The following is an 18831-nucleotide window of genomic DNA, read 5'->3' as shown; positions in this document are numbered from 1 at the left end:
GAACAAGGCTATGAACGAGCACGAAGATCCCAGCCGCGACCGCCTCAAGCAACACTTCGCCCAGCGCGTGATCAACCAGGCACGTCAGGTGCTGGAGGTCTGGCAGCGCCTGCAACGCAGCGAGTGGAGCGAGTCGGGCATGCGCGAGCAGGATGAAGCCGCGCAACTGCTGCTGCGCTACGCCGAGCGTTTCGATCAGGCCGAGCACTGGCACCTGGCGAAGGAAATTGGCATTTGCCTGCAGCGGGTGGCCGACAACCGCTGCCGGCTCAACAGCGAGCTGATCAGCCAGCTCAACCTGCTGATGCAGCGACTGTCGCGCACCGGCCTGCGCCACGGTGACCGCTTCGAGCAAACAGTGCTGCCGCCCCTGCGCAAGCCGGTGTACCTGGCCCTGCAGCACATCGAGCGCTCGGAACAGCTGGCCCAGCGCCTGGAATTCTTCGGCATGACCGCCATCGCCCTGGACAGCGCCAACGCCTTCCGCAACGCCATGCGCGAACGCCACCCAGCGGCGATCCTGATGGAAGTCGACTTCTCCGGCCCCGGTTGCGGCCTGGAACTGGCGAAGAGCGTGCAGGAAGGCCTGGAGCATCCGATTCCGCTGCTGTTCTTCAGCCCTGAAGACACCGACACCATGACCCGCCTGTCCGCCGTGCGTGCGGGTGGTCAGGAGTTCTTCACCGGCAGCCTGGACGCCTCGAACCTGTTCGAGCGCATCGAGGTGCTGACCAACGTCGCCCAGTACGAGCCCTACAAGGTGCTGATCATCGACGACTCGCGCGCCCAGGCCACGCACACCGAGCGCGTGCTCAACAGCGCCGGCATCGTCACCCGCACCCTGATCGAACCGATCGAGGCGATGAGCCACCTGGCCGACTTTCAGCCGGATTTGATCATCCTCGACATGTACATGCCCGAGTGCAACGGCCCGGAACTGGCCCAGGTAATCCGCCACAACGACCGTTATGTCAGCGTGCCGATCATCTACCTGTCGGCCGAAGACGACCTCGACAAGCAGCTCGATGCGATGAGCGAAGGCGGCGACGACTTCCTCACCAAACCGATCAAGCCGCGCCACCTGATCGCCACCGTGCGCAACCGCGCCGCCCGCGCGCGCAGCCTCAAGGCACGGATGGTGCGTGACAGCCTGACCGGGCTGTACAACCACACCCACACCCTGCAATTGCTCGAAGACGCCCGCTTTCGCGCCAAACGCGATGGCCAGCCGCTGAGCTTTGCGATGATCGATATCGACTTCTTCAAGAAGGTCAACGACACCTACGGCCACCCCATGGGCGACCGGGTGATCAAGAGCCTGGCGTTGTTTCTCAAGCAACGCCTGCGCAAGAGCGACCATATCGGCCGTTACGGCGGCGAAGAATTCGCCGTGGTGATGCCCGATACCGACGCCGAGTCGGCCCGCCGGGTACTCGACGAAATTCGTCAGCGCTTCGCCGAAATCCAGTACTCGGCGCAGCCGCACGACCTGTCCTGCACCTTCAGCTGCGGCATCGCCCAGCTGGCTCCGCATCTGGACGGCAAACTGCTGTCGCAGCAGGCCGACCAGGCGCTCTACGTCGCCAAGCATGGCGGGCGCAACCAGGTGGCGATCTTCCAGGGCTAACCGTGGAAGAGCGCCACCCGGCGGGAAAACGTGACGCAGTTCGCGCCGTCATATTCCGGTCATGAAAAAGCAATAAATTCTGAGGCTTAGCGGCCGCCCTGACGCATGCGTCGGCGGCCGGAACCGTTCGTTGTCGGTCGAGCCCTATGCGCCTGAAATCCCTCACCAACCTCAACTCCCTGCTGCTGGTCACCGTCTGCGTCGCCCTGGCCGCCACACTCTGGTGGTCGCAGCGCGCCCTGGAGCGCCCCTACCTGCTGATGACCCGCTACCTGAGCCTGTCGCAACAGTTCCAGGGGGAAGTCGCGCAAAATATCAGCGCCTACCTGGGCAGTGGCGACGCCCTGCGCCACAGCGCGGCGCTGCAGTCACTGGACGCGCTCAACCAGTCCATCACCGAGCTGCCCAGCCAGCTGAGCGCCAATCTGCGCCCCAGCCTCGACGAACTGCAGGCCTTCAGCGCCAACCAGTTGCTCGCCGCCGGCAAGCTTTCCGCCGACCCGCAGGGCCTGCTGCTGCAGGCCGAACGGGAAATGGACGCCGCCCTGGAACAACTGGCGGGCTACGCCGACAGTGGCGAGGCCAGTGCCGCCGCCAGTTATCGCCGCCCGCTGTTCAATGCCGCCCGCCACCTCACGCGCCTGGCCCATGCCCGCGACAAGCTGGTGCGCAGCGGCCGCAGCGAACTGGCCGGCGAAGTCGAACGCGAGCTGGTCGCCCTGGACAAGCAGGCGCAAGCACTCAACGAGTTACCGTTGCTCGGCGTGGCCGACTCCAGCGCCACGCCCAGCAACTCGTTTGCCGACCTGCTGGGCCTGGACGCCAGCAGCGAGAGCAGCCAGACCGAAGACCGCGGCATCGCCCTCAAGCGCGAACTGAGCAGCCTGCTCAAGCGCTACCCCGGCGAACTGCAACGCACCCGCAACCTGATCGAACAGCGCGCCAGCCTCGCCAGCAGCACCCGTGTACAGATCGACAAGGTGCAGCAGGCCCTGGCCGCGCTGGAGCCGCAGGTGCGCGCCGAACACGGTCGGATTCAGGGCGAAGTGCAGCTGATCCTCGGCCTGATGATCGGCCTGATCCTGCTGATCGCACTGATCATCGACACCATCCAGCGCCGTCTGACCGGTGTCCTCGAGCGCCTGGTACCGGCCCTGTCGGCCTGGGCGGCGGGCGACTTCGCCAATGACATCCGGCTCGGCTCGCGCACCCGGGAGCTGCGCGATATCGAAGAGTCGCTGAACCGTTTGCGCGCCTACCTGGTCGACCTGGTCGGCACCATTCGCCTGCACGCCGAACAGGTGGTCGGCTCCAGCCGCACCCTGGCCGACCTCAGCGGCGGCCTGCACAGTGGCGCCGAACGCCAGGCCGGTGGCACCGCGCAGATTCGCGATGCCCTCGGCGAACTGCAGGCCACCATCCAACAGGTGGCCGGTGACGCCAGCCAGACCGCAGACGCCAGCCGCCACGCCGACCGCGCCCTGGAACAGGGCCAGCAGGTGATCGGACAAAGCCTTAGCGGGCTGCACTCGCTGGTCGGCGAGGTGCAGGGCAATGCCCAGGCCATCGAACGCCTGGCCGAGGAAACCGCCACCATCGGCAATGTGCTGACGGTGATTCGCGGCATCGCCGAACAGACCAACTTGCTCGCCTTGAATGCCGCCATCGAAGCGGCACGGGCCGGCGAGCTGGGCCGCGGCTTTGCAGTGGTCGCCGACGAAGTACGCTCGCTGTCGCAACGCACCAGCGGCGCGACCGCACAAATCCAGGAGCTGATCGGCCGCCTGCAACAGGCCGCCCTGCAATCGGTGCAGGCGATGCGCGCCCAGGTCGAACATGCCGAACACACCGCCAACCAGGCCGAAGCCGCCGACGGTGCGCTGGATGAAATCGTCGCGGCGATCCGCACCATCGCCAGCATGGCCGAGCGCATCGCCGATGCCACCGCCCAGCAGAGCGGCGCAGTCAGCGAGATTCGCGGCCACAGCGAGCGCATCCACACCCTCGGCGGCGATAACCTGCAGCGCATCGGCGAGGGTCGCCATCAGGGCGAACAGCTTCTGCACCTCGGCGGCCAGCTGCATACCGCCGTGCAGGCGTTCCGCGTTTGACGGCCGCTGGCGCGGCAATCTGTCGCGCGCCATCCGACCTGCAGACAAGACCGCTTACAGGCTAAGGCATGCGCGCAGCCTTATGCCTCCGCTATGATGCGGCGATTCCCGCATCACGAGTCTGCCATGCACCGTTTACTCAGCCTGCTTCTGCTTCTGGTCGTGCTGCCGGCCAGCGCCAGCCTGTTCGACAAGCCGCCCGCCCCTGCGCAATTCGGCGCGCCACTGAACAACAGCGCGGACTTCCTGCCGGTACGCGAGGCGTTCAAGCTGAGCCTGATCAGCAGCTCCAGCGAGTCAGTGAAACTGCGCTTTGTCGCCGCCGAAGGTTATTACCTGTATCGCCATCGTTTCAGCTTTAGCAGCGAGCCGGCCGCTATCAGCCTGGGCCAGGCCGTGCTGCCGGCCGGCAAGGCCAAGCATGATGAGTACTTCGGCGATGTCGAGGTGTACTACGAGGTGCTGGATGTCGAGGTGCCGGTCGACAACCCGGACAATCGCCCCTTCAACCTCAGCGTCAACTACCAGGGCTGCGCCGACAAAGGCCTGTGCTACCCGCCGGAAACCGAAGTGCTGGCGATTGGCGGCGGTGCAGCGACCAGCAGCGCCGCGCCGGATGCCGCAACACCGTGGAGCTGGACCGACCTGGCACTGTTCTTCCTCGGCGGCCTGGCGCTGACCTTCACCCCGTGTGTGCTGCCGATGCTGCCGATCCTTACCGGCGTGGTCCTGCGCGGCCAACCCGGCGGCATGCGCAGCCTGGTGTTGTCGCTGGCCTATGTGCTGCCGATGGCGCTGAGCTTTGCCATCCTCGGCGCACTGATGGGGCTGTTCGGTGCGGAACTCAATCTGCAAGCGCGCCTGCAATCGCCCTGGGTGCTGGTGCCATTTGCAATCTTCTTCGCCCTGTTCGGCGCGGCCAGCCTGGGCTTTCTCGAACTGCGCTTACCAGCGTCAATCGACGGCCCGCTGCAGCGTCTGAGCCAGCGCCTGCACGGCGGCACGCTTTTCAGTGCGGCGGCGCTCGGCGTGCTCTCCAGTGTGCTGGTTTCACCCTGCGTCTCCGCGCCACTGGCCGGCGCGCTGCTGTATATCAGCGCCAGCGGTGACGCCCTCGGCGGCGGCCTCAAGTTGCTGGCCCTGGGTCTGGGTATGGGCGCGCCACTGGTGCTGTTTGCCGTCGGTGGCGGTGCCTTGCTGCCGAAGTCCGGCCCTTGGATGCTTACCGTACGCAACCTGTTTGGCGCACTGCTGCTGGCGGTAGCCATCTGGCTGCTGGAGCGCGTCGTGCCAGGCCAGGTCAGCCTGGCATTGTGGGGCCTGCTGGCCGCAGGCGTGGCACTCTGGCTCGGGGTGCTGGAACTGACGCCGAAAACCCATCACCAGAAATTCGCCAAACTGCTCGGCCTGCCGCTGCTGGTCTACGCCCTGGTGGCCTGGGTCGGCGCGCTGCAAGGCCAGGATGACCCGCTGCGCCCGCTCGGGCGGATGGTCACCAGCGTCGAAGTCACCCAGGTGCAATCCGGGCAGTGGCAAACCATCAGCACCCCCGCCGAACTGGATGCCGCCTTGGTCGCCGCAAAGAACAACGGCAAACCACTGCTGCTCGACTGGTACGCCGACTGGTGCATCAGCTGCAAAGTGATCGAGCGTGAAGTGCTTAACGCCCCGGAAGTTGCTCGCCAGCTGGGCGACTATCAACTGGTGCGTTTCGACATCACGGCAAGCAACCCCGCGCAACGCGCCCTGCTCGACCGCTACCAGCTGTTCGGCCCGCCGGCGATTCTGTTGTTCGACGCCAAGGGTGACGAATGGCTGGATTTGCGTGTCGTAGGTGAGGTGGACGCCGCGACCTTCGCCGCCCGCCTGAGCACGGCACGGGAACGCTTTTAGCGCCCTGAGTCATATATCTGCCGCAATCTGCGGTCATCGTGTCGACTATTGCTGAGAACTGGACAGTCCTGCACGGTCGCGGCATAGTCCTGCGCAGCACAAAAACAAGGATCAAGGATCATGGCGACCTTTCTGGTACTGCACGGCCCCAACCTCAACCTGCTCGGCACTCGCGAGCCTGGGGTCTACGGTGCCGTCACCCTGGAGCAGATCAACCTCGACCTGGAGCGCCGCGCACGCGAAGCCGGCCACCACCTGCTGTACCTGCAGAGCAATGCCGAATACGAACTGATTGACCGTATTCACGCCGCGAAAGGCGAAGGTGTCGACTTTATCCTGATCAATCCTGCCGCTTTTACTCATACCAGCGTCGCATTACGTGACGCATTGCTGGCAGTGAGCATCCCATTCATCGAAGTGCATTTGTCCAACGTGCACAAACGCGAAGCTTTCCGCCATCACTCCTACTTTTCAGATGTTGCGGTGGGAGTGATCTGCGGCCTTGGCGCCAGCGGTTATCGACTGGCCCTGGAGGCTGCACTCGAACAACTTGAACTTAAGCGCCCCTGACCTCACCGGGAGTTGAAAAAACTATGGATATTCGTAAAGTCAAAAAACTGATCGAGCTGCTGGAAGAGTCCGGTATCGACGAGCTGGAGATTCGCGAAGGCGAAGAGTCCGTGCGCATCAGCCGTCACAGCAAGCAGCCGGCCTTTATGCAGCAGCCGATGTATGCCCAGGCACCTGCTCCTGCCGCTGCACCAGTAGCAGCTGCCCCGGTTGCCGCCGAAGCCGCCGTTCCGGCTGCCGCCAAGCTGAATGGCACCGTGGTGCGCTCGCCGATGGTCGGCACCTTCTACCGCGCCTCCGGCCCGACGTCGGGCAACTTCGTTGAAGTCGGCCAGAGCGTGAAGAAAGGCGACATTCTCTGCATCGTTGAAGCGATGAAGATGATGAACCACATCGAGGCCGAAACCAGCGGCGTGATCGAATCCATCCTGGGCGAGAACGGCCAGCCGGTGGAATACGATCAACCTCTTTTCACCATCGTTTGATCCGCGGAGAGCCTGCGATGTTGGAAAAAGTTCTGATCGCCAACCGCGGCGAGATTGCCCTGCGCGTCTTGCGCGCCTGTAAAGAGCTGGGCATCAAGACCGTCGCGGTGCACTCCACCGCTGACCGCGAACTGATGCACCTGGGCCTGGCCGACGAGTCGGTGTGCATCGGCCCGGCCTCTGGCGCGCTGTCCTATTTGAATATTCCGGCGATCATCAGCGCAGCTGAAGTCACCGGTGCCACCGCCATCCACCCTGGCTACGGCTTCCTTGCAGAAAACGCCGATTTCGCCGAACAGGTGGAAAACTCCGGCTTCGCCTTTATCGGCCCGAAAGCCGAGACCATTCGCCTGATGGGCGACAAAGTCTCGGCCAAAGATGCCATGAAGCGCGCCGGCGTACCGGTGGTTCCCGGCTCTGACGGCCCGCTGCCGGAAGACGAAGAAACCGCCCTGCAGATTGCCCGCGAAGTCGGTTACCCGGTGATCATCAAGGCCGCTGGCGGCGGCGGTGGTCGCGGCATGCGCGTGGTGTACAAGGAAGAAGACCTGATCAAATCGGCCAAGCTGACCCGCAGCGAAGCCGGCTCGGTGTTCGGCAACCCGATGGTCTACCTGGAGAAGTTCCTCGGCAACCCACGTCACGTGGAAGTCCAGGTACTGTCCGACGGCCAGGGCAACGCCATCCACCTAGGTGACCGCGACTGCTCGCTGCAGCGCCGCCACCAGAAGGTATTGGAAGAAGCACCAGCACCGGGCATCGATGAAAAAGCCCGCGCCGAAGTACTGCAACGCTGCGTCGATGCCTGCATCGAGATCGGCTACCGCGGCGCAGGCACCTTCGAGTTCCTCTACGAAGATGGGCATTTCTACTTTATCGAGATGAACACCCGCGTTCAGGTGGAGCATCCGGTTTCGGAAATGGTCACCGGCATCGACATCGTCAAGGAGATGCTCAGCATCGCCGCTGGCAACAAGCTGTCGTTCAAGCAAAGTGACGTGGTGATTCGCGGCCATTCGCTGGAATGCCGAATCAACGCCGAAGACCCGGACAACTTCATGCCCTGCCCCGGCAAGGTCAAACACTTCCACGCCCCAGGCGGTAACGGCGTACGGATGGACTCGCACCTGTACAGCGGCTACAGCGTACCACCGCACTACGACTCGCTGATCGGCAAGATCATCACCTACGGTGCCACCCGCGACGAGGCCATGGCCCGTATGCGCAACGCGCTGGACGAGATCGTGGTCGACGGCATCAAAACCAACGTGCCGCTGCACCGCATGCTGGTCCGCGACAAAGGCTTCTGCAAAGGCGGCGTGAATATCCACTACCTCGAAAAGAAACTGGGCATGGATAAGCACTAAGCTTCGGCTAAGCACACAGACAAGGGCTGCCATTCGGCAGCCCTTGTCGTTTCCGGCCTACCTGAGGTGGCAGGTAACCCCAGGCTTCAAGTAAGCTGCGCGCCAATTTGCGCCATCCCGCCACAAGGTTCACGAGGTTTCCCATGCCCTGGTTACAAGTCCGTCTCGCCATCACCCCGGAGCAAGCGGAAACCTACGAAGATGCGTTGCTGGAAGTCGGCGCCGTGTCGGTGACCTTTATGGACGCCGAAGACCAACCAATTTTCGAGCCGGACCTGGGCACCACGCCGTTGTGGTCGCACACTCACCTGCTCGCTCTGTTCGAAGCCGATACCGACGCCAACGCGGTGTTCGCTCACCTGCAACTGCTGACCGGCGCCGAATTACCGGAACACCAAGCCGAAGTGATCGCCGATCAGGACTGGGAGCGCAGCTGGATGGATGGTTTCCAGCCGATGCGTTTCGGTCAGCGCCTGTGGATCGTGCCTAGCTGGCACGCCGCGCCGGAGCCGGACGCGGTCAATCTGCTGCTCGATCCGGGCCTGGCCTTCGGCACCGGCACCCACCCGACCACCGCACTGTGCCTGGAATGGCTGGACGGCCAGAACCTGCAGGATTGCAGCGTGATCGACTTCGGTTGCGGCTCGGGCATCCTGGCGATTGCCGCCCTGCTGCTCGGTGCGCCACAGGCAGTCGGCACCGATATCGACATCCAGGCCATCGAGGCCTCGCGCGACAACGCCGGGCGCAACGGTATCGACCCAACGCGCTTCCCGCTCTACCTGCCGGACGACATGCCGCAACAGCCGGCCGACGTAGTGGTGGCCAATATCCTCGCTGGTCCACTGGTAGCGCTGGCACCGCAGATCACCAGCCTGGTCAAGCCAGGCGGGCGCCTGGCGCTGTCGGGCATCCTCGCCGAACAGGCCGAAGAGGTGCGCGCCGCTTACAACGACGCTTTTATCCTCGACCCGACCGCCGATAAGGACGGCTGGGTACGTATCAGTGGCGTACGCCGCTAACCGCCCCAGTGCGCACAGCTGCTGCATTGCCGAGCACTTGCGTTAGACTAGCCGCCTTGTTTAGCCGGATCGCCGCATGACCCAGAGTTTCGTCACCCAGTGCCCCCATTGCCGCACCAGCTTTCGCGTGAGCCTCACGCAGCTGGGCGCAGCCCATGGTGCCGTGCGCTGCGGGGCCTGCCTGCATGTGTTCAATGCGGCGCAGCAACTGCGCGAACAAGGCCAGGCACTGCCTGCCGCCACACCGGCACCGAGCAAGCCTGTAGCTGAATCGCCCAGCCCGCGACCGCCTACACCGAGCGTCGCGCCCGTAGCTGCCGCGCCCAGCACCAAGGCCAGCGAAACCCTGTGGATTCATGACGACCTGGATCTCGACAGCCTCGATCTGGACGAAGAACTGGCCAAGCTGGAAGAGCAAGAGCAGCAGCTGTCCAAGCAGTTTCTCGCCATCGATAGCGCCCCCAAGTACGCCGAAACCTTCCTGGCGCCTGAGCCGGTTGAGCACGACCCGCTCGATGAACGCTGGGCCGAAGCGTTGCTGCAGGATGAAAAGCCCAAACCCGCCGCCAACCTGACGCTCAGAACCGAACCTACATTCACCCCGGAACCCAGCGCCGCCGTACTGCCCGCTGCGCGTCCCGTTACACCGCCGCAGCCTGCAGCTGCGCCGCTGCCGCCGTTTAGTCCGGCCGCAGACGAGCCCATCTTTAGCCCTCTCGACCGCCGTGCCGTTGAGCCTGAGCCTGAGCCTGAGCCTGAAATCGAACATATCGAGCTGCACGCCGAGCGCGAGTCCTTTACCGCGTACGTCGACGAGCCTGCCGACGACGATGAGGACGAAGCACCCATCGAGCCCAAGAAAGCCGCGCGCAACGAACCCGGACTGCGTGACGAGCACCTGTTCGAACTGGATGACGAGCCGCTGCAACTGGATTGGCAACAACCGCAGAAGCCTTGGGGCCGCTGGATCGGCTGGGGCCTGCTGAACCTGATCGGGGCCAGCGCCCTGGCCGGGCAGTACGTGATCTATCACTTCGATGAATTGGCGCGCCAGGATCAGTACCGCCCCTGGTTCGAACAACTGTGCCCGGCCATCGGCTGCCAGCTGCCATCCAAGGTCGATATCGCCCAGATCAAGAGCAGCAACCTGGTGGTGCGCAGCCACCCGGAGTTCAGCGGTGCGCTGGTGGTCGACGCCATCCTCTACAACCGCGCGGCGTTCTCGCAACCCTTCCCGCTGCTGGAAATGCGCTTTGCCGACATCAACGGCCAACTGCTCGCCAGCCGTCGCTTCAAGCCCAGCGAATACCTCGCCGGCGAGCTGGCCGGCAACGCGGAAATGCCGCCGCAGACGCCGATTCACATCTCCCTGGACATCCTCGACCCAGGCACCCAGGCGGTGAACTACAGCCTGAGCTTCCACTCGCCGGAATAGGCTGAACGCGGCGAATTGCTTGAGAATCCGCCGCAACCAAACCCTTCGCGATAAGCCCAGAGCTGTTCAGAATTTGTTCAAAACAGCCTTTCTCCGGTCATCCAGAGCGGGTATCATGCCCACCCTTTTTCGCACTCTCCTATTCGTTCAACAGCAGGTCTCTTGAGCAGGGAAGCCCTATGTCGGCGCTACGCATCGGCCCCTACACACTGCCAAACTCGCTGATCCTCGCCCCCATGGCGGGCGTCACCGATCAGCCGTTCCGGCAGCTGTGCAAGCGCATGGGCGCGGGGCTGGTGGTGTCGGAAATGGTCACCAGCGATGTGCGCCTGTGGAACACCCGCAAGTCGAGCCTGCGCATGATGCACAGCGGCGATCCCGAGCCACGCTCGGTGCAGATCGCCGGTGGTGATCCCGAGATGCTCGCCGAAGCAGCGCGGCGCAACGTGGAAATGGGCGCGCAAATCATCGACATCAACATGGGCTGCCCAGCCAAGAAGGTCTGCAACAAGGCCGCCGGCTCTGCGCTGTTGAAAGACGAAGTGTTAGTTCGCGAGATTCTTCAGGCAGTGGTCGCCGCCGTCGACGTACCGGTGACCCTGAAGATCCGCACCGGCTGGGACCGTGAGAACAAGAACGGCATCGCCGTGGCGAAAATCGCCGAAGACGCCGGAATCGTCGCGCTGGCCGTGCATGGCCGCACCCGCGCCGACCTGTATATGGGCGAGGCCGAGTACGACACCATCGCAGCGATCAAGCAGGCGGTGTCGATTCCGGTGCTGGCCAATGGCGATATCGACTCGCCGCAGAAGGCCAAGGCCGTGCTCGCCGCCACGGGGGCCGACGGCCTGCTGATCGGTCGCGCGGCTCAGGGCCGGCCGTGGATATTCCGTGAGATCGAGCATTACCTGCGTACCGGTGAACAGCTCCCGGCACCCAGCCTGCTCGAAGTGGAACGCATTCTGCTTGAACATCTGGCTGCACTGCACGCCTTCTACGGCGATGTAATGGGCGTTCGCATTGCCCGCAAGCATGTCAGTTGGTATCTCGCAACCTTGCCGGGCGCCAGGGAGTTTCGCGCCCACTTCAATCGTCTGGACAGTACGGACGCGCAGTGCACCAACGTTCGCGAGTTTTTCAGCGAACGTCATAACAATGGAGAAGGGGTGGCCGCATGACGATGTTGACTGAGACCTTAGAGAGTGGAATGGCTCCCGTGAGTGACAACAGCAGTTTGAAGCAGCATCTCAATACGCCAAGCGAAGAGGGACAAACCCTGCGCGGCAGCGTCGAGAAGGCCCTGCATAATTATTTCGCCCATCTTGAGGGCGCAGACGTCAGTGACGTGTACAACCTGGTGCTCACCGAAGTGGAAGCACCGCTGCTGGAAACCGTGATGAACTACGTCAAGGGCAACCAGACCAAGGCCTCCGAGCTGCTCGGCCTGAATCGCGGCACCCTGCGCAAGAAGCTCAAGCAATACGACCTGCTCTGACCCCGAACTCCCGAAAAGGGCGGCTTATCTAGGCCGCCTTTTTTGCTGATAGCTCCTTAAATGTCGATACCTCCGCCTGATGGACTCTGAAATGACCGACCAGACCACCCGCCTTCCCGTTCGCCGCGCCTTGATCAGTGTTTCCGACAAGACCGGCATCCTCGAGTTTGCCCGCGAGCTCGTCGCCCTGAATGTGGAAATCCTCTCCACCGGCGGCACTTACAAGCTGCTCAAGGACAACGGCATCGCCGCCGTGGAAGTGGCCGACTACACCGGTTTCCCGGAGATGATGGACGGTCGCGTCAAGACCTTGCACCCGAAGATCCACGGCGGCATCCTCGGCCGTCGCGCCCTCGACGGCGCGGTGATGGAGCAGCACGGCATCAAGCCGATCGACCTGGTCGCGGTCAACCTCTACCCGTTCGCCGCCACCGTGGCCAAGCCGGGCTGTGACCTGGCCGACGCCATCGAGAACATCGACATCGGCGGCCCGACCATGGTTCGCTCCGCGGCGAAGAACCACAAAGACGTGGCCATCGTGGTCAACGCCGGCGACTACGCCGGCATCGTCGAGTCGCTGAAAGCCGGCGGCCTGAGCTACGCCCAGCGCTTCGACCTGGCGCTGAAAGCCTTCGAGCACACCGCCGCCTACGACGGCATGATCGCCAACTACCTGGGCACCATCGACCAGAGCCGCGACACCCTCTCCACCGAAGAGCGCGGTGCCTTCCCGCGCACCTTCAACAGCCAGTTCATCAAGGCCCAGGAAATGCGCTACGGCGAGAACCCGCACCAGAGCGCGGCGTTCTACGTGGAAGCGCAGAAAGGTGAGGCCAGCGTGGCCAGCGCCATTCAGCTGCAGGGCAAGGAGCTGTCGTTCAACAACGTCGCCGACACCGACGCCGCGCTGGAATGCGTGAAGAGCTTCGTCAAACCGGCCTGCGTCATCGTCAAGCACGCCAACCCGTGTGGCGTGGCCGTGGCCCTGGACAGCGAAGGCGGCATCCGCCAGGCCTATGAACTGGCCTACGCCACCGATACCGAATCCGCGTTTGGCGGCATCATCGCCTTTAACCGCGAGCTGGACGGTGCCACCGCCCAGGCCATCGTCGAGCGCCAGTTTGTCGAAGTGATCATCGCGCCGAAAATCAGCGCCGAAGCCCGCGCCATCGTCGCCGCCAAAGCCAACGTGCGCCTGCTCGAATGCGGCGAATGGCCGGCCGAGCGCAGCGCCGGCTGGGACTTCAAGCGCGTCAACGGCGGCCTCCTGGTACAGAGCCGCGACATCGGCATGATCAAGGCAGAAGACCTGAAGATCGTCACTCAGCGCGCGCCGAGCGAGCAGGAAGTGCACGACCTGATCTTCGCCTGGAAAGTGGCCAAGTTCGTTAAATCCAACGCCATCGTCTATGCCAAGGGCCGCCAGACCATCGGCGTCGGTGCCGGCCAGATGAGCCGCGTGAACTCCGCGCGTATCGCCGCGATCAAGGCCGAACACGCCGGCCTGCAAGTCGCCGGCTCGGTCATGGCCTCCGACGCCTTCTTCCCGTTCCGCGACGGCCTGGACAACGCGGCGGCCAACGGCATCACCGCGGTGATCCAGCCGGGTGGTTCGATGCGCGATGCGGAAGTGATCGCCGCCGCCGACGAAGCAGGTATCGCCATGGTGTTCACCGGCATGCGCCACTTTAGGCACTAAAATCGGCCGCACTCGGACAGGCATCTGCGGCGTTGCCCGGCCCTCCCCCCATGCTCATTGCCAGAAGGCAACTCCGCTGGGTGAAGGACCGGACGCCTTGCATCTACCAGCCCGATCGCAACCTCGAAATTCGTAGGGTGGATAGCGCTTTTCTATCCACCAAACGGGCCGCAGGCCCGCCTCCTGAAGGAGAACGCAATGAACGTATTGATTATTGGCAGCGGCGGTCGTGAACACGCCCTGGCCTGGAAAGTGGCGCAGGACAAGCGCGTCGCCAAAGTCTTCGTCGCTCCCGGCAACGCCGGCACCGCTACCGAAGCCAAGTGCGAGAACGTCGCCATCGACGTGCTGGCCATCGAGCAGCTGGCCGACTTCGCCGAGAAGAACGTACAACTGACCATCGTCGGCCCCGAAGCGCCGCTGGTAAAAGGAGTGGTCGATCTGTTCCGTTCACGCAAGCTGGACATCTTCGGCCCTACCGCCGCCGCCGCCCAGCTGGAAGGCTCCAAGGCGTTCACCAAGGACTTCCTCGCCCGCCAGCAGATTCCGACTGCCGACTACCAGAACTTCACCGAAGTCGAGCCGGCCCTGGCCTACCTGCAAAAGGTCGGTGCACCAATCGTGATCAAGGCCGACGGCCTGGCCGCCGGTAAAGGCGTGATCGTCGCCATGACCCTGGTTGAGGCCGAAGACGCCGTACGCGACATGCTCGCCGGCAATGCCTTTGGCGAAGCGGGCTCGCGCGTGGTGATCGAGGAATTCCTCGATGGCGAAGAAGCCTCGTTTATCGTCATGGTCGACGGCGAGAACGTGCTGCCGATGGCCACCAGCCAGGACCACAAGCGCGTCGGCGATGCCGATACCGGCCCGAACACCGGCGGCATGGGTGCCTATTCGCCGGCCCCAGTGGTTACCGCCGAGGTGCACAAGCGGGTGATGGACGAAGTCATCTACCCGACCGTGCGCGGCATGGCCAACGAAGGCAACGTCTACACCGGCTTCCTCTACGCCGGGCTGATGATCGACAAGGCCGGCAACCCTAAGGTCATCGAATTCAACTGCCGCTTCGGCGACCCGGAAACCCAGCCGATCATGTGCCGCCTGGAATCCTCTCTGGTGCTGCTGGTCGAGGCCGCGCTGGCCAAGGCGCTGGACAAGGTTGAAGCGACCTGGGACCCGCGCCCGACCGTGGGCGTGGTGATCGCCGCGGGCGGTTACCCAGCCGACTACGCCAAGGGCGATGTGATCGAAGGCCTGGAGGCTGCCGCGCAACTGGAAGGCAAAGTCTTCCATGCCGGCACCGCACTGAACGCGGCGGGGCAGATCGTCACCGCCGGCGGCCGCGTACTCTGCGCCACTGCCATCGGCCGTACGGTCGAGGAAGCCCAGCAACAGGCCTACCGCCTGGCCGAGAAAGTGCGCTGGAGCGGCAGTTTCTACCGCAACGATATCGGTTACCGCGCCATTGCCCGCGAACGCGGGGAAAAGTGAAGGTAAATAAAGGGTAAAACACGACAAAGGTGGCCAAATGGCCACCTTTGTCATATTTCCCTCGCGGACAGCTTGGCTATAATCCGACCACTTACTTTCGAAGGGAATTCACTGTGCCCCGGCTGAGGACTGCCACACACCTGCTATTCAGCATGCTGCTGATGGCGCTCACCGTAGCGTCAGCCCAGGCAGAGCCGCAGGCATTCTGGTCAAGCCTCACCGACCCTACGGCCGAGCTGCAATTCAATGATGTGCACAGCCCCGAACAGCAGGCGCAGTTCCGTCCCACAGACCTGACCCAGCTCTACACCCCGGGTGGTTCCAGCGCGCTGTGGCTGCACCACCGCCTGCAGGCCAACACCGATGCGCAGATGCTGCGCGTATTCGCGCCTTACCTGGCCTACCTCGACCTCTATGTGCTGCAAGGCGACACCCTGATCGAGCAGGCCCACACCGGCAGCAACCTGCCGTTCTCCAGCCGGCCACTGGCCAGCCGCGATTTCCTCCTGCCACTGCCAAAAGCCGAACAGCCGCTGGATATCTATTTGCGTCTGGCTTCGGAACATTCGCTACGCCCCAGCATCAGCCTGCAAAGCGCGCAGGCGATGGTCGCCGATGACAACCGCCCACTGCTGTTCGGCCTGCTGCTCGGCTGCCTCGGCATGCTGGTGACCTACAACCTGGTGCGTTTTGCCTACACCCGCGCGGTGAGCGGCCTGTGGCTGGCGGCGACCCAGGCCTGCCAGTTGGTGGCGGTGGTCAGCCTGCTCGGCATCAGCACGCCCTGGCTCAGCGAATGGCAAAGCCTGCAGCCGCAGATCGCCAACCTGTCGATGCTGCTGGCCGCACTCTGCGCCCTGTGCTTTACCGCCAGTTTTTTCCATAAGGTCTGCCCGAGCACGCCGCTGAACCACCTGCTGACGGGCGAGGTGGTAGTGATCAGCCTGGTCTGCGTGATCCTGCTGGTGGCCACCAACCTGCAATTCAACCAACTGGTCTACCTGCTCAACGCCATCGCCGGCCTGAGCATCCTGCTGGTGTCGCTGACCCACTGGCGGCATGGCTACCAGCCGGCACGGCTGTTCAGCCTGGCCATCCTGCTGTTCTGCGTGGCCTTTATCTGCGCCCTGCCGGTGCTGTTCGGCTACTGGGCGGTGCAGAGCGAATGGATGGCCTACGGCCTGCTGGCCGTGACCGCGACCAGCGGCTTTATCCTCAGCATGGCGTTGAGCGAACGACAGCGACGCATCATGCACGACCACTTCAGCACCAGCCGCGCCCTCGCCGCCAGCTCCGCCGAACTGAAAGCCAAGGCCGAATTCCTCGCCAAGATCAGCCACGAGATCCGCACCCCGATGAATGGTGTGCTGGGTATGACCGAACTGCTGCTCGGCACCCCGCTGTCGGCCAAGCAGCGCGACTACGTGCAGACCATCCACAGCTCGGGCAACGAGCTGCTGACCCTGATCAACGAGATTCTCGACATTTCCAAGCTGGAGTCCGGGCAGATCGAACTGGACGACGTGCAGTTCGACCTCAACGCGCTGATCGAAGACTGCCTGGATATCTTCCGCGCCAAGGCCGAGCAGCAGAAAGTCGAGCTGATTAGCTTTATGCAGCCGCAAGTGCCACGGGTGATCAGCGGCGACCCCACGCGCCTGCGCCAGACCCTGCTGAGCCTGCTGGACAACGCCTTCAAGCAGACCGACGAAGGCGAGATTCTCCTGGTGGTGGCGCTCGACACCACCACCGAGCACGCGCGCCTGCGGATTGCCGTACAGGACAGCGGCAAGCCGCTGGATGCCAGCGAACGCGATGCCCTGCTGAATGCCGAACTGCACAGCAAGGACTTCCTCGCCGCGACCAAACTCGGCGGCCGCCTCGGCCTGATCATCGCGCGCCAGCTGGTGCGCCTGATGGACGGCGAGTTCGGCATCCAGAGCGGCGGCAACCAGGGCTCGACCCTGTGGCTGACCCTGCCGCTGGACGCCGCGCGCCTGGAACAACCGACCGCCGATCTCGACGCATCCCTGCAAGGCGCGCGCCTGCTGGTGGTCGACGACAACGACACCTGCCGCAAGGTCCTGGTGCAGCAATGCACGGCTTGGGGCATGCACGTCAGCGCCGTGCCCTCCGGCAAGGAGGCCATGGCCCTGCTGCGCACCAAGGCGCACCTGCGTGAATATTTCGATGCGGTGCTGCTCGACCAGGACATGCCCGGCATGACCGGCATGCAACTGGCCGCGCGAATCAAGGAAGACGCCAACCTCAACCACGACATTCTGCTGATCATGCTCACCGGCATCAGCAATGCGCCGAGCAAGATCATCGCGCGCAACGCCGGGATCAAACGCATCCTGGCCAAGCCGGTGGCCGGCTACACCCTGAAAACCACCCTGGCCGACGAGCTGGCACAGCGCGGCAAGGGCGACTCGCCGCTGTTCACAGCCAACCCGGCCAGCCCGCCACTGCATGTGCCGAGCGATTTCCGCATCCTGGTCGCCGAGGACAACACCATCTCCACCAAGGTGATTCGCGGCATGCTCGGCAAGCTCAACCTGCAGCCCGAGACGGCCAGCAACGGCGAGGAAGCGCTCAGCGCGATGAAGGCGCAGCAGTACGACCTGGTGCTGATGGACTGCGAAATGCCAATACTCGACGGCTTCTCCGCCACCGAGCAGCTGCGCGCCTGGGAGGCCGCCGAACAGCGCCCACGCACCCCGGTGGTGGCGCTCACCGCGCATATCCTCAATGAGCACAAGGAGCGAGCGCGCCAGGTCGGCATGGACGGACACATGTCCAAACCGGTGGAAATGTCGCAACTGCGCGAGCTGATCGAGCACTGGGTCGCCGAACGGGAAATCCGCCGCCAGCGCGACGCCCTGCCGTCCTGACCGCCTTGCTCCGGGCGGCTTCTACACTCAAGCCCAATCATTTTTAGAGACGAGTCCTTTCCATGGCGTCCGCGCTGTTCAGCCTGTATTTGAAACTGCTGGTGCTCTATAGCCCGTTCTTCGTGCTGTCGTGCTTTATCGGCCTGAGCCGCGGCTACACGGTCAAGGAGCGCAAGCGCCTGGCCTGGAAAGTCGCGCTCGGCGTGCTGATCGCCAGCGTGCTGCTGTACCTGTTCGGTAAACACATCTTCACCCTGTTCGGCATCACCATCGACGCCTTCCGCATCGGTGCCGGCAGCGTGCTGTTTATCTCGGCCCTCGGCATGGCCCAGGGCAAATCGGCGGTGCAGAGCGATAACGTGCAGCAGGACGTGACCATCGTGCCGCTGACCATCCCGCTCACCGTCGGCCCCGGCACCATCGGCGCACTGCTGCTGATGGGCGCGAGCCAGCCGGACTGGGGCGACAAGGCCGTCGCGGTGCTGGGCATTGCCCTGGCCAGCTTCACGGTGGGCGTGGTGCTCTATCTGTCCAACCAGTTCGAGCGCCTGCTCGGCGACCAGGGCCTGCAGATCGTCAGTCGCCTGATGGGCCTGTTCGTTTGTGCCCTGGCGGCGCAGATCATCTTCACCGGCGTGCGCAACTACCTGGGCGGCGCACCATAAGCTCGCAGCCAGCCCCGCGGCGGTGCACACAAGCACCCGCCGAACCCCGCGACTACCCTTCAACTCATTGAAATAAA

The 18831-nt window shown here is 63.8% G+C and carries 13 protein-coding genes and 1 pseudogene; all 14 read left to right on the top strand.

From position 1 onward, the window contains the following. Nucleotides 1-10 precede the first annotated feature (10 nt). The 14 genes and pseudogenes from WBK23_RS08815 (at nt 11) to WBK23_RS08750 (ending at nt 18754) form a co-directional block, all read left to right on the top strand. Nucleotides 11-1627: a diguanylate cyclase gene (locus tag WBK23_RS08815; protein WP_424483595.1), complete on the top strand. Its 1617-nt coding sequence runs from the start codon at nt 11-13 to the stop codon at nt 1625-1627. A gap of 1595 nt (nt 1628-3222) precedes the next feature. Beyond that, nucleotides 3223-3738, top strand: a pseudogene (locus tag WBK23_RS08810) (methyl-accepting chemotaxis protein); the annotation flags it as partial. Nucleotides 3739-3864: 126 nt separating this feature from the next. After that, entirely contained in the window at nt 3865-5631 is a 1767-nt protein-coding gene (locus tag WBK23_RS08805; protein ID WP_424483594.1) for a protein-disulfide reductase DsbD, read from the top strand. A gap of 120 nt (nt 5632-5751) precedes the next feature. Then, the gene (gene aroQ / locus WBK23_RS08800) at nt 5752-6201 is read left to right on the top strand and encodes a type II 3-dehydroquinate dehydratase (RefSeq protein ID WP_424483593.1); all 450 of its coding nucleotides are present in this window, start codon (nt 5752-5754) and stop codon (nt 6199-6201) included. A 23-nt stretch (nt 6202-6224) separates the two neighbouring features. After that, on the top strand, nt 6225-6686 hold the full coding sequence (accB, locus tag WBK23_RS08795) for an acetyl-CoA carboxylase biotin carboxyl carrier protein (RefSeq protein WP_424483592.1): 462 nt from the start codon (nt 6225-6227) through the stop codon (nt 6684-6686). Nucleotides 6687-6703: 17 nt separating this feature from the next. Continuing rightward, nucleotides 6704-8053 (top strand): acetyl-CoA carboxylase biotin carboxylase subunit, encoded by a 1350-nt coding sequence (gene accC / locus WBK23_RS08790; RefSeq protein WP_424483591.1) that lies wholly within the window; start codon nt 6704-6706, stop codon nt 8051-8053. A 143-nt stretch (nt 8054-8196) separates the two neighbouring features. Then, nucleotides 8197-9075, top strand: coding sequence for a 50S ribosomal protein L11 methyltransferase (prmA, locus tag WBK23_RS08785; RefSeq protein ID WP_424483590.1), 879 nt, complete (start codon nt 8197-8199; stop codon nt 9073-9075). Nucleotides 9076-9151: 76 nt separating this feature from the next. Beyond that, on the top strand, nt 9152-10510 hold the full coding sequence (locus WBK23_RS08780; protein WP_424483589.1) for a DUF3426 domain-containing protein: 1359 nt from the start codon (nt 9152-9154) through the stop codon (nt 10508-10510). Between the two features lie 179 nt (nt 10511-10689). Continuing rightward, nucleotides 10690-11688, top strand: coding sequence for a tRNA dihydrouridine synthase DusB (gene dusB, locus WBK23_RS08775; RefSeq protein WP_424483588.1), 999 nt, complete (start codon nt 10690-10692; stop codon nt 11686-11688). Next, entirely contained in the window at nt 11685-12005 is a 321-nt protein-coding gene (gene fis, locus WBK23_RS08770; RefSeq protein WP_160013071.1) for a DNA-binding transcriptional regulator Fis, read from the top strand. Before dusB ends, fis begins: the two co-directional genes overlap by 4 nt. Nucleotides 12006-12096: 91 nt before the next feature. Next, nucleotides 12097-13704, top strand: coding sequence for a bifunctional phosphoribosylaminoimidazolecarboxamide formyltransferase/IMP cyclohydrolase (gene purH, locus WBK23_RS08765; RefSeq protein ID WP_424483587.1), 1608 nt, complete (start codon nt 12097-12099; stop codon nt 13702-13704). A 198-nt stretch (nt 13705-13902) separates the two neighbouring features. Next, nucleotides 13903-15195, top strand: coding sequence for a phosphoribosylamine--glycine ligase (gene purD / locus WBK23_RS08760; RefSeq protein WP_424483586.1), 1293 nt, complete (start codon nt 13903-13905; stop codon nt 15193-15195). 152 nt (nt 15196-15347) lie between these two features. Continuing rightward, nucleotides 15348-18089 (top strand): response regulator, encoded by a 2742-nt coding sequence (locus tag WBK23_RS08755; RefSeq protein WP_424483651.1) that lies wholly within the window; start codon nt 15348-15350, stop codon nt 18087-18089. Between the two features lie 62 nt (nt 18090-18151). After that, complete coding sequence (locus tag WBK23_RS08750) at nt 18152-18754, top strand: MarC family protein (RefSeq protein ID WP_424483585.1); 603 nt, start codon at nt 18152-18154, stop codon at nt 18752-18754. The last annotated feature ends 77 nt before the right edge of the window (nt 18755-18831 follow it).

The organism is Pseudomonas sp. (assembly GCF_049653025.1).
Lineage (GTDB): Bacteria > Pseudomonadota > Gammaproteobacteria > Pseudomonadales > Pseudomonadaceae > Aquipseudomonas.
Note: the sequence above shows the minus strand (reverse complement) of the source record. Positions and strands in the feature narration are given on the sequence as shown.